Origin of the sequence: Xanthobacter sp. AM11, assembly GCF_047444035.1 — a bacterium.
Classification (GTDB): Bacteria; Pseudomonadota; Alphaproteobacteria; order Rhizobiales; family Xanthobacteraceae; genus Xanthobacter.
This window is the reverse complement of sequence record NZ_JBLAOA010000001.1, coordinates 1,083,959-1,097,500: the sequence shown is the minus strand read 5'-3', so window position 1 is coordinate 1,097,500 and position 13,542 is coordinate 1,083,959. Positions and strand designations below refer to the sequence as shown.

General features: G+C 66.6%; 12 protein-coding genes. 10 read left to right on the top strand and 2 right to left on the bottom strand.

Annotation, left to right across the window (positions count from 1 at the left end):
- Positions 1 to 284: 284 nt before the first annotated feature.
- The 3 genes from ACI7BZ_RS05170 (at position 285) to ACI7BZ_RS05160 (ending at position 4,278) form a co-directional block, all read left to right on the top strand.
- A complete protein-coding gene (locus ACI7BZ_RS05170) occupies positions 285 to 2,246 on the top strand; it encodes a M23 family metallopeptidase (protein WP_414116122.1) in 1,962 nt (653 codons plus the stop codon).
- A 160-nt stretch (positions 2,247 to 2,406) separates the two neighbouring features.
- Positions 2,407 to 3,321, top strand: a complete 915-nt coding sequence (locus tag ACI7BZ_RS05165) for a hypothetical protein (RefSeq protein WP_414116121.1) — start codon at positions 2,407 to 2,409, stop codon at positions 3,319 to 3,321.
- Positions 3,322 to 3,357: 36 nt separating this feature from the next.
- Positions 3,358 to 4,278: a hypothetical protein gene (locus ACI7BZ_RS05160; protein ID WP_414116120.1), complete on the top strand. Its 921-nt coding sequence runs from the start codon at positions 3,358 to 3,360 to the stop codon at positions 4,276 to 4,278.
- A gap of 11 nt (positions 4,279 to 4,289) precedes the next feature.
- Here the strand turns inward: ACI7BZ_RS05160 and ACI7BZ_RS05155 are convergent, their stop codons facing one another.
- Positions 4,290 to 4,709, bottom strand: coding sequence for a DUF2267 domain-containing protein (locus tag ACI7BZ_RS05155; RefSeq protein ID WP_414116119.1), 420 nt, complete (start codon positions 4,707 to 4,709; stop codon positions 4,290 to 4,292).
- 231 nt (positions 4,710 to 4,940) lie between these two features.
- Between ACI7BZ_RS05155 and ACI7BZ_RS05150 the strand changes: the two genes are divergently transcribed.
- Positions 4,941 to 6,665, top strand: a complete 1,725-nt coding sequence (locus ACI7BZ_RS05150) for a hypothetical protein (RefSeq protein ID WP_414116118.1) — start codon at positions 4,941 to 4,943, stop codon at positions 6,663 to 6,665.
- Between the two features lie 178 nt (positions 6,666 to 6,843).
- Here the strand turns inward: ACI7BZ_RS05150 and clpB are convergent, their stop codons facing one another.
- On the bottom strand, positions 6,844 to 9,483 hold the full coding sequence (gene clpB / locus ACI7BZ_RS05145; protein WP_414116117.1) for an ATP-dependent chaperone ClpB: 2,640 nt from the start codon (positions 9,481 to 9,483) through the stop codon (positions 6,844 to 6,846).
- Positions 9,484 to 9,786: 303 nt separating this feature from the next.
- On the opposite strand from clpB, the gene ACI7BZ_RS05140 reads away from it, so the two are divergent.
- The 6 genes from ACI7BZ_RS05140 to ACI7BZ_RS05115 are packed head-to-tail and all read left to right on the top strand — an operon-like array spanning position 9,787 to position 13,538.
- Entirely contained in the window at positions 9,787 to 10,566 is a 780-nt protein-coding gene (locus tag ACI7BZ_RS05140; protein WP_414116116.1) for an MOSC domain-containing protein, read from the top strand.
- Between the two features lie 31 nt (positions 10,567 to 10,597).
- Complete coding sequence (locus ACI7BZ_RS05135) at positions 10,598 to 10,954, top strand: lysozyme inhibitor LprI family protein (RefSeq protein ID WP_414116115.1); 357 nt, start codon at positions 10,598 to 10,600, stop codon at positions 10,952 to 10,954.
- Between the two features lie 59 nt (positions 10,955 to 11,013).
- Entirely contained in the window at positions 11,014 to 11,751 is a 738-nt protein-coding gene (locus ACI7BZ_RS05130) for a pyrimidine 5'-nucleotidase (RefSeq protein ID WP_414116114.1), read from the top strand.
- A 10-nt stretch (positions 11,752 to 11,761) separates the two neighbouring features.
- Positions 11,762 to 11,935: a hypothetical protein gene (locus ACI7BZ_RS05125; protein WP_414116113.1), complete on the top strand. Its 174-nt coding sequence runs from the start codon at positions 11,762 to 11,764 to the stop codon at positions 11,933 to 11,935.
- Positions 11,932 to 12,774: a GNAT family N-acetyltransferase gene (locus ACI7BZ_RS05120; protein ID WP_414116112.1), complete on the top strand. Its 843-nt coding sequence runs from the start codon at positions 11,932 to 11,934 to the stop codon at positions 12,772 to 12,774. Before ACI7BZ_RS05125 ends, ACI7BZ_RS05120 begins: the two co-directional genes overlap by 4 nt.
- Before the next feature lie 56 nt (positions 12,775 to 12,830).
- Positions 12,831 to 13,538 carry a TerB family tellurite resistance protein gene (locus ACI7BZ_RS05115; protein ID WP_414116111.1) on the top strand — a complete coding sequence of 236 codons (708 nt, stop codon included), beginning with the start codon at positions 12,831 to 12,833 and terminating at the stop codon, positions 13,536 to 13,538.
- The last annotated feature ends 4 nt before the right edge of the window (positions 13,539 to 13,542 follow it).

Sequence of the window (13,542 nt, the reverse complement as noted above, 5' to 3'; positions counted from 1 at the left end):
GACCCCGCGGTTCTTCCCGTCGCGTGTATAGGTACACGCGCGCGTGCGATGACTGCCGCCGTGTGCCATCCTTTTGCCGCGAGGGGACCCTCACATGCCGCCGGCGTTGACGGGCCGCCGGGGGAAAGGCATGGTCGCGGCTACGTCTTTCGAGGTGTGATCGGCCAGCGCATGGCGCGCGGCGCTTCAACGTGAAGGGACGGAAGTTGCATCATCGACGATCTGCCGGAGCCTGGCGCGACTCGGCGAGCGCAGCCGGGCTCGGTGACGATCCCCCGCTCGGGGTGGACGGAGATGAAGAGGATATCGACCGCCGCCGCGTCTCCATGCGCTGGTTCGCGGCCACGCTCCTTACCGCCCTTTGTGGTTCCTTCCTGATGGGCGGCGCGGTCTATGCCGCGCTCGATGGCGAGCATCGCTTCGCGCTCATGCCCGAAAAGGTGCGCAACGCCATCCGTGGCGCCCTCGCCCTGGGCGAGCGGCCGGTGAATGCCGCCCGCAAGGGCGATCGCATGTCGTTGCTGGGCGATGCGGCCACGGCGCGGCAGACCTTCCGGGTGTCCACCGCCACCAAGATGGGCGACCGCGAGATCATCAAGGTCCGCCCGTTCACCCGCGTTTCCGCCAACCTCGCCATGAGCGCCACCTCGGTCTCATCCAACATCCCCCGGTTCAATCCGGCCCAGATCGTCAGCGATTCCGCGAACAAGGAAGAGGCCGCCCCCCAGGCCGAGCCCACCGGCGAGGTCACGGTGGTGATGCGCGATCTCGCCGTCGTTCCGGCATCCGCCAAGCTCGGCGCCTCCACCGCCATGGAAAACGTGCTGGTGAAGGTGCGCGAGGTGGCCGAGCTCACCCGCGCCGAGCCCGGCCTGGCCGTGGCCCCGCCCATCGCCGGTGCCGCGCCGGGCCTGGCCCAGGGGCTGGCGCAGGGCGCGCCCTATCTCTCCTATGCCAGCGTGGGCAATGCGCTGGGCAACGGCCTGCCGGGCCACATCGTTCCCGGCGCCCCGGTGCAGGCGGTGCCCCTGCCCGCCGCCCCCGACAACATCAGCTTCATTCCCAAGACCTCCGATGAAACCTCCGGCGGCAACGACTGGACCGACACCACCGTGGTGGTGAAGAAGGGCGATACCATCGCCTCCATCCTGGTGGACAACGGCATCTCCAAGGAAGAGGCCCGCGCGGTGGCCGCCGCCTTCGGGCGCGGGCGCGAGGGCACGGTGAAGGACGGCATGCGCATGCGCATGGTGCTCCAGGACCAGGCCGGCAAGGTGCGCCCCCTCAAGGTGTCCCTGTTCACCGATGCCGGCCATGACGGCACCGTGGCGCTCTCCGACCGGGAGGATTTCGTGGCGGTGACCGAGCCGTCCGAAACCGAGATCGCCGGCGTCTCCGAGGATGCCGAGGACGACAGCGGGCCCGGCATCCGCCTTTACGAGAGCATCTACGAAACCGCGCTGCGCAACGACGTGCCGCGCCCGGTCATCGCCGACATCATCCGCGTCTATTCCTTCGACGTGGACTTCCAGCGCCGGGTGCGCTCGGGCGACAGCTTCGAGGTACTGTTCTCGGACGATCCGGGCAGCGCCAACGACGTGCTCTACGCCGCCCTCACCGTGAACAAGGAAACGCGGCGCTACTACCGCTTCCAGACCTCCGACGATGGCGTGGTCGATTATTACGACGACGACGGCAAGAGCGCGAAGAAGTTCCTGGTGAGAAAGCCCTTGGCCGGCGGCATCATGCGCTCGCCCTTCGGCTATCGCCGCCACCCGATTCTTGGTTATTCCAAGCTGCACACAGGCGTGGACTGGTCCGATTCCATCGGTACGCCCATCTATGCCGCGGGCAACGGCACCGTTATCTATGCCACCTGGAAATCGGGCTACGGCAAGCACACGGAAATCCAGCACGCCAATGGCTATGTCACCACCTATTCGCACCAGTCGGGCTTTGCCCGCGGCATCCGCGAGGGGGTGACGGTGCGCCAGGGGCAGGTCATCGGCTATATCGGCACCACCGGCCTCTCCACCGGGCCGCACCTGCATTATGAAGTGAAGATCAACGGCAATTTCGTCGATCCCATGCGCATCAAGCTGCCACGCGGGCGGGCGCTGGACGGGCGCTTCCTGGCCGAGTTCCGGCGCGAGCGCGAGCGCATCGACGCCTTGCTGAACCATGCGCCGGTGCCCCCCAAGGTGGCCACCGCCGCCGGAGCCAAGACCCGCGCCGCCAGCAACTGAGGCGGGGCGGGCCGGCGTCGCCAAAAGGCCTTCGGTTTCCGGCAATGGCACCGCCGATGCGGCCGCAAAACGCCACAGTCTGAGCTTGACCTTGGGGGTGGTTGCGCTACCGCTGCAACCGGGCGATCGCCCGCACCGTCACCCGCCAGAGGACAGCCCCATGAGTGGCTTTGTTCGTTCCTTCGCCTGCGCCCTGCTGCTTTCCGCCGCCGTGCCCGCTGCCGCATCCGCCGACGCGCTGAGCGACTATATCGCGGCCCGCGATGCCGCCATGTCCGCATCCGTTGCCGCCGCCAAGGCCGGCAAGAGCTCCGACGATGCGGTGATCAAGCGCGAGGAGGCCGCCATCAAGGACCTCGGCAAGCGCCTTGCCGCGGTGCTCGGCCCGCTCAAGTTCAAGGGCCTTGGCGGCCCCGACTATACGCTGCAGGTGCTCATCTACGACGAGAGCGCGCCGAGCCGGCAGCTCGACGGCCTCTCCTTCGCCAACAAGGATATCACCACCCGCCTGGTGGTGACGCCGGAGAGCGTGTTCAACAGCTGGCTGGCCGCCCGCGCCAAGGATGCGGACGCGCCCGCGGCCCTTGGCGCCGGGGTGAAGGCAGCCGCCGCGGCGCCGGAATTCTATACCGATGCTTTGGTGTTCGACGGCGGCTTCTACCAGCCTTATGTGGAGCTGCCCGTGGCCGCTGCGCCGGGCGAGACCGCCGTGGCCATGCTCGGCCAGCAGGTGGACGAGCCGGCCGGCAACACCCCTCCCGGCGACATCACCATCGTGCGCATCGCCGACGGCAAGGCCATGGTGGGGCTGACGCAGGTGAAGCTGGACATCAAGCCCATCGCCGCCTGCGAGGCCCTGTGGAAGCCGGTCAAGGCCAAGGCCGACGCTTTGCAGAAGCAGGTGGAAAAGGACGCCAAGGACGAAGACCCGCGCTGGGACACCATCAACAAGCTGAATGAAGATGGCTCCGCCGCCTACCGCGCCTGCTTTCAGAAGGAGGCGCCCGGCCAGCCGTTCTTCGCCAATGCGGTGAAGCAGGCGGAAGCGTTCCTGGCCACCGCCCGGGGGCAGTGAGCCCCGCCTCCTCTCCCCCAAACCCGGAGACCTGACATGACCCGCCCTGCGCGACGCCTGCCGAATGGACCCGCCCTCGTGCTTGCACTGGGCCTCGCCATCGCCCCGGCCGGCGTCGCCGGGGCGGGACCGGCCGACGATTATATCGCCGCCCGGGACAGGGCCGTGACGGCGCTGGCCGAAGCGGAGAAGGCCGGCGCCAGCCCCGAAAGTCTGGAGAAGCGCGACGCTGCCGAGCGCAAGGCGCTGGAGCGGATGATGGGCGGGCTCATCGGCCCGCTCCGCTTCAAGGGATTTTCGGCCAGCTTCTCCCCCGCCACCTTACTGGACGGCAGCATCGAGTCGGGCGGGCCGGACGGACTGCTTTTCTCCGACGCGGACGCCACCACCTACCTTCTGGTGTCACCCGAGCCGGTGTTCGCCAACTGGCTGGCGGCGCGGGCGAAGATGGAAGGCGCGGACCCGGCCCTCGGCCGCGGGATCGCGGCGGCGGTGGGGAGCGATGAGTTCTACACCCTCGCCATCGGCGCCGAGGCGGCCTTCTCCCGCTATATCGATCTGCCGGTGACGGCGGCGGAGGGCGAGACGGTGCGGGCGGCGCTGGGCCTGTTCAGCCAGGACCTGCCCACCAACACGCTGCCCGAAGCGGTGGTCGTCACCCGGGTGGCGAACGGCCGGGTCACCGTTGGAAACGCCGCGGTAGAGCTGGGCATCACGTCGCTGCCCGTATGCGACAAGGCCTGGAAGGCGGCGAGCGCCAAGGCGGAGGCGCTGCGCACCGCCGCGGAGAAGTCGAAGAAAGAGGATGATCCGCGCTGGGAGCAGGCGAACGCGGCCGACGTGGACGCCTCCAACGCCTTCCGCACCTGCTTCGCCAGGCAAGCCCAGGGCCAGCCCTTCCTCGCCGCCGCGGTGAAGAAGGCGGAAGCGCTGCTCGCGACCGCACGGGGGAATTGAGGGGGGCGGCCTTACGCCGCCCAGTATTCGGCGGCGCCTTCGGGCAGGGTGGCGAGGACGCGGTCGAGCTTGTCCGCGTCCATGTTCCGCCGGAGCGCCGCCGCCACGTCGGCGATGGCCGAGGCCGGCGCGAAATTGTGGTGCCGGCGCAGGTCCTGCACCTCGGCCGTCAACGCCGCCCGATCCCCGAACGGCCGCCGCGGCGCGGCCGGGTCCCAGTCCGCCACGAAGATGGCTCGCAGCACCGGCGGCAGCACCCCGGCAAAGCGGATCGCCTCCTCCACCGGCAGCCGCCGCCGGAACACGACCAGCACCCCCTCCACCATGGTGTAGGCCTGATTGCGCGTGCCGAGGCCGGCCGTGTCGCGTGCGTCGGCGAGGAAGCGGTCGAACTGTTCGGTAGCGTGCTGGAGGTCGAGGGGGATGGTCATGGGGGGGAATTTCGACGGCTTGAATTGCAGATCTCACCACCTCAACTCGGCAGGGGCCAAAGGAGGGGCTACAATTGTTACAGGACTTAAATTATCTTCTGCGGAGCCTATCAGCCACGATTCACGTTAAGGCCGTAGCGGAATTTGAATATGGATCAAGACTGGTTCGAAATGCGAGCCATACGCCGTCGCCCAGTGTCGGGAATGGTATGGCTTCCCCTACGATCGTCAATGACGATTAGTGAACAAGGCAAATACGGGCACCCTGGATTTTCCAGAGAATTTTTTGGCTCAGGTTCGCTGGCAATCCCAATATCGCAGCGGGGCGACGGCGAACGTCTTAGTTGGCACGACATCGGGCTCATCCACGATCAACATCCGCATGCCTTTCCCGAAAGCTACAAGCCTGCCGATATCTATCAGTATAGAGATGGACATGATTTAGGACTTGAGCTTGTATTAGCACAGCATTTCGTTGCTGATATTTGTCCAGAATGGCACCTCCACCAAGATTTTGTTATTGCCTTCGGCTTGCTCAGAGAAGGGGATAGTTGGGTCTGCCCTAGCGAGGCTTTTTTGGAAGTTGCTAAATTGAAAAGAGACCAAGACGGACGGCCCTCAAGTTTAGAAGTTCGCGCTGAATTTTTGCGGGACTATCTTGCGGCGCGCCACATGGCACTTCGTATAGTTTGGTATCGTGAAAGAATAGCAACCACGCATGAAGCCAACTTCATATCTTGGCCTGAGGGAAATATAAGCGAAGAAACTGCTGAGGAACGGTTTGAGGGGCGCTGCTGGCAAGCTGGAGAGGGAGGATTGCAAATCGGTTCGGGCGTTGCAGTTTTTCGTGTCTGGCGCACAGATGTAGACGATGAAATCGACGTACCGTTTTTTGGACCTGAGAGCGACGATAATACGGACTACGAGTCCCACTCGTTCACACGAGATAGTGATGAAAATGTATTCATGATTCAAGGAGAAGTCTGGCGCGCCGAGTGGCTTGAACCAGGCGCCCACAGCCCGCGAATTCGCGGCGACATTGTTGCGCCGAGCGCATTTTTTATCACGGACGCATCTGGAACCAAAGAATCAAGAACCACGTTAAAAAACGAGGATGTTGGAAAATATCTTTGGTTTCGAAGCGGAATAATATCCGAACTTCTTCATCACCGAGGCTCAAGCCTTGTATGGCATACGGCCGATACAGGCAGCGTTCGGCTTACTGCGGATGTCCCGGTTCATTTTGGGATGAACCGCCTTGGTCTCATAAATGTCTACGCATATGATATTGCGAAACTCCCCGACTGGCAACAGCACATCTGGACGGGCTATAACGTTACACCTGAAGGAGGCGTCTCTGAAGAACTTCTGGCGGCTCAGATGAGGGCGCAACCTGCATCTACGATCGCCCCGGAGAAATTATTCGCTATTTCCTTGTCTGATTTGAACGATTCTTTCACCCGCTTGTACGGAAGGCCATTTTTCCGCGAGCATAGTGCAACTCAGGAAGTTTTACGCTCTGTTCATCGATTCCGAGCAACCGATGACGCTGGCCTCTTGGGTCTCGCTAAAGATATAGCACGCCTCACAGCCGACAGCATTGACACATCCGAGCTCAATAAAATGGTTTCTCCACCCAAGGGAGAAAAATGGGGCTCTCTCAAGTCTCTTGAAAAATTTCTGTCTAAAATCAATCCAAAACTGGATTCTAGAAAAATATTGTCGCAGCTCGTCGGAATATATGAACTTAGACTTGGGGATGCCCACCTTCCCTCTAACGAGATAGAAAATGCTTTTGAATTAGCTCGCATTGACCGTACGCGCCCAACGATTTTTCAAGGCGCTTACCTAATAATGGCTGCAGCTTGGACTCTGCATCGTGTCTCCGAGCTAGTCTCAGGCAGACCAGACCCAGAATTGCAACGGATGTCTGCTGATCGAGGCGATCAGGCCTAGCCCCCTCGCCCCCACCTCAACCCCCGGCGGATTCCACGTTCCCTTCCCCACCGGCAAAATCGACGGCGGGTGTCCTTCCGCATTTTACTTCAGCCTGCCGCCCTCGCCCCGCACCCCCACAAAAAAACCCCGGCGCATCCACGCCGGGGTCCATCTCACACCCTAAACCCCAATCCCCTCAGGCCGCCTGATCCACCTTCGCCGCCTCGCTGGCAAACGTGAGGTGGCCGTCGGCCAGCCCCACCTTCACCGTTGCCCCGTCGAGGATCTCGCCGCCGAGGATCTTCTCGGCGAGGGGGTCCTGCACCAGCTTCTGGATGGTGCGCTTCAGGGGGCGCGCGCCATAGGCCGGGTCGTAGCCTTTGTCGCCGAGGAAGTGCCGCGCCTCGGGCGAGATCTCGATGGTGATCTTGCGATCCTCCAGGAGCTTGCGCAGCCGGCCCATCTGGATGTCCACGATGGTGTCCATCTGCTCCCGCTTCAGGCGGTGGAACATGACGATCTCGTCGATGCGGTTGATGAATTCCGGGCGGAAGTGACGCCGCACGGCCCCCATCACCATGTCGTAGGCCTCCTCGTCGGACACCACCTGCTCGCCTTCATGGCCCGGCACCTTGAAGCCCATGGGCTGGCGCGGGTCGGCGAGGAATTCGGCGCCGAGGTTCGAGGTCATGACGATGAGCACGTTGCGGAAATCCACCGTGCGGCCCTGCCCGTCCGTCAGCCGCCCGTCGTCGAGCACCTGCAGGAGGACGTTGAACACGTCCGGGTGGGCCTTTTCCACCTCGTCGAACAGCACCACCTGATAGGGCCGGCGCCGCACGGCTTCCGTGAGGGCGCCGCCCTCGTCATAGCCCACATAGCCGGGAGGGGCGCCGATGAGGCGGCTCACGGAATGCTTCTCCATGTATTCCGACATGTCGATGCGCACCATGGCGGTCTCGTCGTCGAACAGGAACTCGGCCAAAGCCTTGGTCAGCTCGGTCTTGCCGACGCCCGTGGGGCCGAGGAACAGGAACGAGCCGATGGGCCGGTTCGGGTCCTGCAGGCCGGCGCGGGCGCGGCGGACGGCGGTGGAGACGGCGGCCACGGCCTCCGCCTGGCCCACCACGCGCTTGGCCAGCTCCAGCTCCATGCGCAGCAGCTTCTCGCGCTCGCCTTCCAGCATCTTGTCCACCGGCACGCCGGTCCAGCGGGAGACGACGCCGGCGATGTGGCTGGGCGTCACCGCCTCCTCCACCATGCCGCCGGCCGCGCCCGCCTTCTCCATCTCGGCCAGCTTCTTCTCCAGCTCGGGGATCACCGCATAGGTGAGCTCGCCCGCCTTCTGGTATTCGCCCTGCCGCTGCGCGCTGGCGAGGTCCGCCCGCGCCTGGTCCAGCTTGGCCTTCACGGTGGTTGCCTCGCCCAGCTTCTCCTTCTCGGCCTTCCATTTGGAGGTGAGGACGGAGGCCTTCTCCTCCAGGTCCGCCAATTCCTTCTCGGAGCGCTTCAGGCGGTCGCGGGAGGCGGCGTCGGTCTCCTTCTTCAAGGCCTCCTGCTCGATCTTGCGGCGCATGATCTCGCGGTCCAGGCTGTCCAGCTCCTCGGGCTTGGAATCCACCTGCATGCGCAGGCGCGAGGCCGCCTCGTCCACCAGGTCGATGGCCTTGTCGGGCAGGAAGCGGTCGGTGATGTAGCGGTTGGAGAGCACCGCCGCCGAGACCAGCGCCGAGTCGGTGATGCGCACGCCGTGGTGCAGCTCGTACTTCTCCTTCAGCCCGCGCAGGATGGAGACGGTATCCTCCACCGTGGGCTCGGCCACGAAGACGGGCTGGAAGCGACGGGCCAGCGCCGCGTCCTTCTCCACATGCTTGCGGTATTCATCGAGCGTGGTGGCGCCGACGCAATGCAGCTCGCCGCGGGCGAGGGCGGGCTTCAAAAGGTTGGAGGCATCCATGGCGCCGTCGGTCTTGCCGGCGCCGACCAAAGTGTGCATCTCGTCGATGAACAGGATGATGCCGCCCTCCGCGCTCTCGACTTCGGAGAGCACGCTCTTCAGGCGCTCCTCGAACTCGCCGCGATACTTCGCGCCGGCGATCAGGGAACCCATGTCCAGCGAAAGCAGGCTCTTGTCCTTCAGGCTCTCCGGCACGTCGCCGTCGACGATGCGGCGGGCGAGGCCCTCCACGATGGCGGTCTTGCCGACGCCGGGCTCGCCGATGAGCACGGGATTGTTCTTGGTGCGGCGCGCCAGCACCTGGATGGTGCGGCGGATCTCCTCGTCGCGGCCGATGACGGGATCGAGCTTGCCGTCCCGCACGGCCTGGGTCAGGTCGCGGGCATATTTCTTCAGCGCGTCATAGGCGTTCTCGGCGGTGGCGCTGTCGGCGGTGCGGCCCTTGCGCAGCGCCTCGATGGCCGCGTTCAGGGTCTGCGGCGTCACGCCGGCCTTGGCCAGCGTCTTGCCGGCGTCGGTGTCCTTCTCGATGGCGAGGGCCAACAGCAGCCGCTCGACGGTGACATAGCCGTCGCCCGCCTTCTTGGCCGCCTGCTCGGCGGTCTCGAACACCTTGGCCAATTGCTGGCTGAGATACACCTGGCCCGAGCCGCCCGAAACCTTGGGCAGCTTGCCGAGCGCGGCCTCAACCTCCGCCCGCACCAGCGTGGGATTGCCGCCCGCGCGCTGGATGAGGCCGGAGCAAAGGCCCTCGGGGTCGTCCATCAGCACCTTGAGCAGATGCTCGGGCGTGAACTGCTGGTTGCCCTCGCGGACCGCCAGAGATTGCGCCGACTGGACGAAACCGCGCGCGCGCTCGGTATAGATCTCGAAATTCATGTCTCTCCTCCTTCTCGCGCCCGGCACCTTCAAGGAAGCATGCGGGGAGCGGTGGGACACGGCCCCGGCATCCCCGGCTACCGTCGCGCAGGCAAAACGAACCTGCGCCGTGCCTCATGTGGGTGCAGCCAAGCGGGGACGGAAGGGGGCGGCGCGCGGATTTTGCCCAAGGCAGCGGCAGGGGCAGCGGCAGGGGCACGGGCGGCAGCAGGGGAACGGCACGGGGGCGGCACCGGCTCTTGACCGGGCGGGCGGGCCATGGGAGGCCGAAGGCGGGTCGGCCCCGAACCCGAGCGAGCTGCCATGTCCCTGCCCCCCGCCACTGTCGCCGCGCTCTACCGCCATCCCGTGAAGGGATTGTCGCCCGAGCCCCTCGAAACCGTGGAACTGCTGGAAGGCGCCTATTTCCCAAACGACCGCCTCTATGCGGTGGAGAACGGCCCGAGCGGCTTCGATCCGCAGGCGCCCGCCCACCACCCCAAGACCGCCTTTCTGATGCTGATGCGCGACGCGCGCCTTGCCGCCCTCGCCTCCCGCTATGACGCGGCCTCCACCACCCTCACCCTGTCCCTGGAGGGGCACGAGGTGGTCAAGGCGGAGCTTTCCACCGCCGGGGGGCGGGCGCAGGTGGAAGACTTCCTCACCTTCTACATGGGCGAGGAGGCCCGCGGCCCGTTGAAGCTGCTGGCGGCGCCGGACGGCTTCCGCTTCACCGATTCGCGGCGTTCCGGCTTCCTCTCCCTCCTCAACCTGGAGAGCGTGCGCGCCCTCGGACAGCGTATGGGCGCGGAGCTGGACCCGCTGCGCTTCCGCATGAACCTGCACCTGTCCGGCTGGCCGGAGGGCAGCGAGCTGGAACTGGCGGGCCGGACCCTGGCGGTGGGCGAGGCCCGCATCCATATCCTCAAACGCACGGAGCGCTGCGCCGCGGTGAACGTGAACCCCGCGACGGCGGTGCGCGATATCAATGTGGTGAAGGGGCTGGTGAAGGCATTGGGCCACACGGACTGCGGAATCTATGCCAAGGTCGTGCGCTCCGGCCGTGTCGCGATCGGCGACCCCATTGCCGTGCTGCCCGCCTGACAGCCCCCCACCCAACCCGAGGACGACCCCCATGGTTCGAACCCGCGCCGCCCGCGTCGCCCTGCTTCTTCTCGCGGCCTGCCTTCCCGCCGCCCCGCTGCAGGCGGCCAGCTTCAGCTGCGCCAACGTGACGGCGCCGGACGAGGTGGCCATCTGCACCCATTGCGAGATCGCCCAGCTCGACGTGAAGCTGGCGACCCTCTATGGCGTGGCCACCAAGCTGGTGGGCATGGGCCGCCGCGGCCAGATCCAGGACGACCAGCGCGCCTTCCTGCGCCTGCGCGCCGCCTGCCTGGGCGACACCTCCTGCCTCACCACCGCCTACCACACCCGCATCAAGCAGATCGAGACCGGGCTGGACGACATCTATTCCCGCGGCCCCTTCTGAGGCATGCTGTCTCGCCTTCCGCGGCTCCCCGCCGCCGCCATTTCCGGTTCCGGCTCCTGATGACTGCTTCTTCCTTCCCGGCGCCGCCCCCCTTGGAGGGGACGGGCGCCTTCGGCCAGGTGGACACCTGGGTGTTCGACCTCGACAACACCCTTTATCCTGCCCACCACGACCTCTGGGCGCAGATCGACGCCCGGATGAAGGCCTACATCTCCCAGTTGCTGGGCCTGCCGCCGGACGAGGCCTTCGTGATCCAGAAGGATTATTACCGGCGCTACGGCACCTCCCTGCGCGGGCTGATGATCGAGCACAAGGTGGAGCCCTCCGCCTTCCTGGCCCATGTGCACGACGTGGACCTGACCGGGCTGGACGCCGCCCCCCGCCTTGCCGCGGCCATCGAGGCGCTGCCGGGCACCAAGCTGGTCTATACCAACGGCTCCGAGCGCCACGCCCGCAACGTGCTGGAAAAGCTGGGCATGGATGCCCATTTCGCCGCCGTGCACGATATCGTCGCCGCCGAGTTCCACCCCAAGCCGACGCAGGAGGCCTATCAGCGCTTCCTCGACGCGCACGGGGTCGATCCCGCCCGCGCCGCCATGTTCGAGGACCTCGCGCGCAATCTGGAAGTGCCCCACCGCCTCGGCATGGTCACCGTGCTGGTGGTGCCGCCGGGGCAGACCGTTGCCGCCCGGGAAAGCTGGGAGTTCGAAGGCCGCGAGGCGGCCTATGTGGACCACGTGACCGAGGATCTCGCCGGCTTCCTGGAACAGGTCGCGCCCCCGGCGGATGCAGGCTGAGGGCGGGCGGATGGACCAGGTCCAGGTGCAATATCTGAGCAGGACCGGCAACTGGACCACCGTGATGGTGGTGCAGAACCTTTCGCCCAACATCGCCATCGCCCTGCAGCAGGTGGCCCGCGGCCATCCCGGCTGCCGGGTGCGGGCGGTGGATGGCGCCAACCGCGTGGTGGACATGCTGTGAGCGGCCCCAGCGAAATCCGCACCCTGGCCCCGGCCGAGGTGGAGACGGCGGTGGAATGGGCGGCCCGGGAGGGCTGGAACCCCGGCCTCGGCGATGCCGGCGCCTTCCTCGCCCAGGATGCGGGCGCCTTCCGCGGCCTGTTCCGCGACGGCGCGCTCGCCGCCACCCTCTCGGCCACCGCTTATGCGGGGGACTTCACCTTCGTGGGCTTCTACATCTGCCGGCCCGACCTGCGCGGGCAGGGCCTCGGCCTCGCATTGTGGCGCGACACCCTCGACCGTCTCGGCGGCACCGTGGGCCTCGACGGGGTGCTGGCGCAGCAGGAGAATTATGCCCGATCCGGCTTCGTCCTCGCCCACCGCAACATCCGCTTCGGCGGCCCGGCGCCGGCGGCGGGGGCGGGCGATCCGCGCATCCGCGACATCGGCCCGGATCTCGCCGCGGCGGTGGCGGCGGTGGACCGCGCCGCCTTCGGCTTTCCCCGCCCGGATTTCCTGAAGGCCTGGCTCACCCTGCCGTTCTCCCGCGCCTGCGCCTTCGTGGAAGAGGGCGCGGTGAAGGGCTATGGCGTGGTGCGCCGCTGCCGGGAGGGCCACAAGATCGGCCCGCTCTTCGCCGCCGATGCGCCGGTGGCGGGCGCCCTGTTCCAGGCCCTTGCGGCCACCGCCCATGGCGGGCCGGTCTTCCTCGACGTGCCGCAGCCCAACGGGCCGGCGCAGGCGCTGGCCCGGGCGGCCGGCCTTACCCCCGTCTTCGAGACGGTGCGCATGTATCGCGGCCCCGCGCCCGCCCTGCCGCTGGCCGATATCTTCGGCATCACCAGCTTCGAGCTGGGCTAGAGCACGCGATCCAGGGGGCGTGTGGCGCCCCCTCCAACCTGAGGAAAGTGAACACGGTGGCTTACGGTCTGATCGGCGGTGCGGGTGTGGGTTTTGCGCTGGGCGGTCCGCTCGGCGCGCTGCTGGGGGCGCTGGCGGGCCATGCCCTCGACCGGCTGCTGCTTGCCCCGGCGCCGCGGCCCGCGGCCTTTTCGGTGGCGCTCATCGCCCTCTCCGCCAAGATGGCCAAGGCCGATGGCGTGGTGGTGCCGGCGGAGGTGAAGGCCTTCCGCGAGGTGTTCGACATCCCGCCCGAGGACCTCGACGGCGTGGCGCGCCTGTTCGACCTCGCCAAGCAGGACACCGCGGGCTTCCAATCCTACGCCCGGCAGGTGGCGGAGATGTTCGCCGACGCGCCCGACACCCGCGAGGACCTCATCGACGCCCTGTTCCACGTGGCCAAGGCCGACCACGCCCTGCACGAGAAGGAGCTGGCCTTCCTCACCGAGGTGGCGCGCATCCTCGGCTTCACCGGCACCGCCTACGAGCGCATCGAGGCCCGCCACGTGCGCCGGCCGGACGATCCTTATGCGGTGCTCGACCTCGGGCCGGAAGCCACCGACGCGGAGGTGAAGGCCCGCTGGCGCGCCCTCGTCTCCAGCCACCACCCCGACCGCATCGCCGCCCGCGGCCTGCCGCCCGCCGCCATGAAGCTGGCCAACGACCGGGTGGCGGCCCTCAACGCCGCCTATGCCCGCATCGCCAAGGCCCGCGCCCTGCCATGACGAC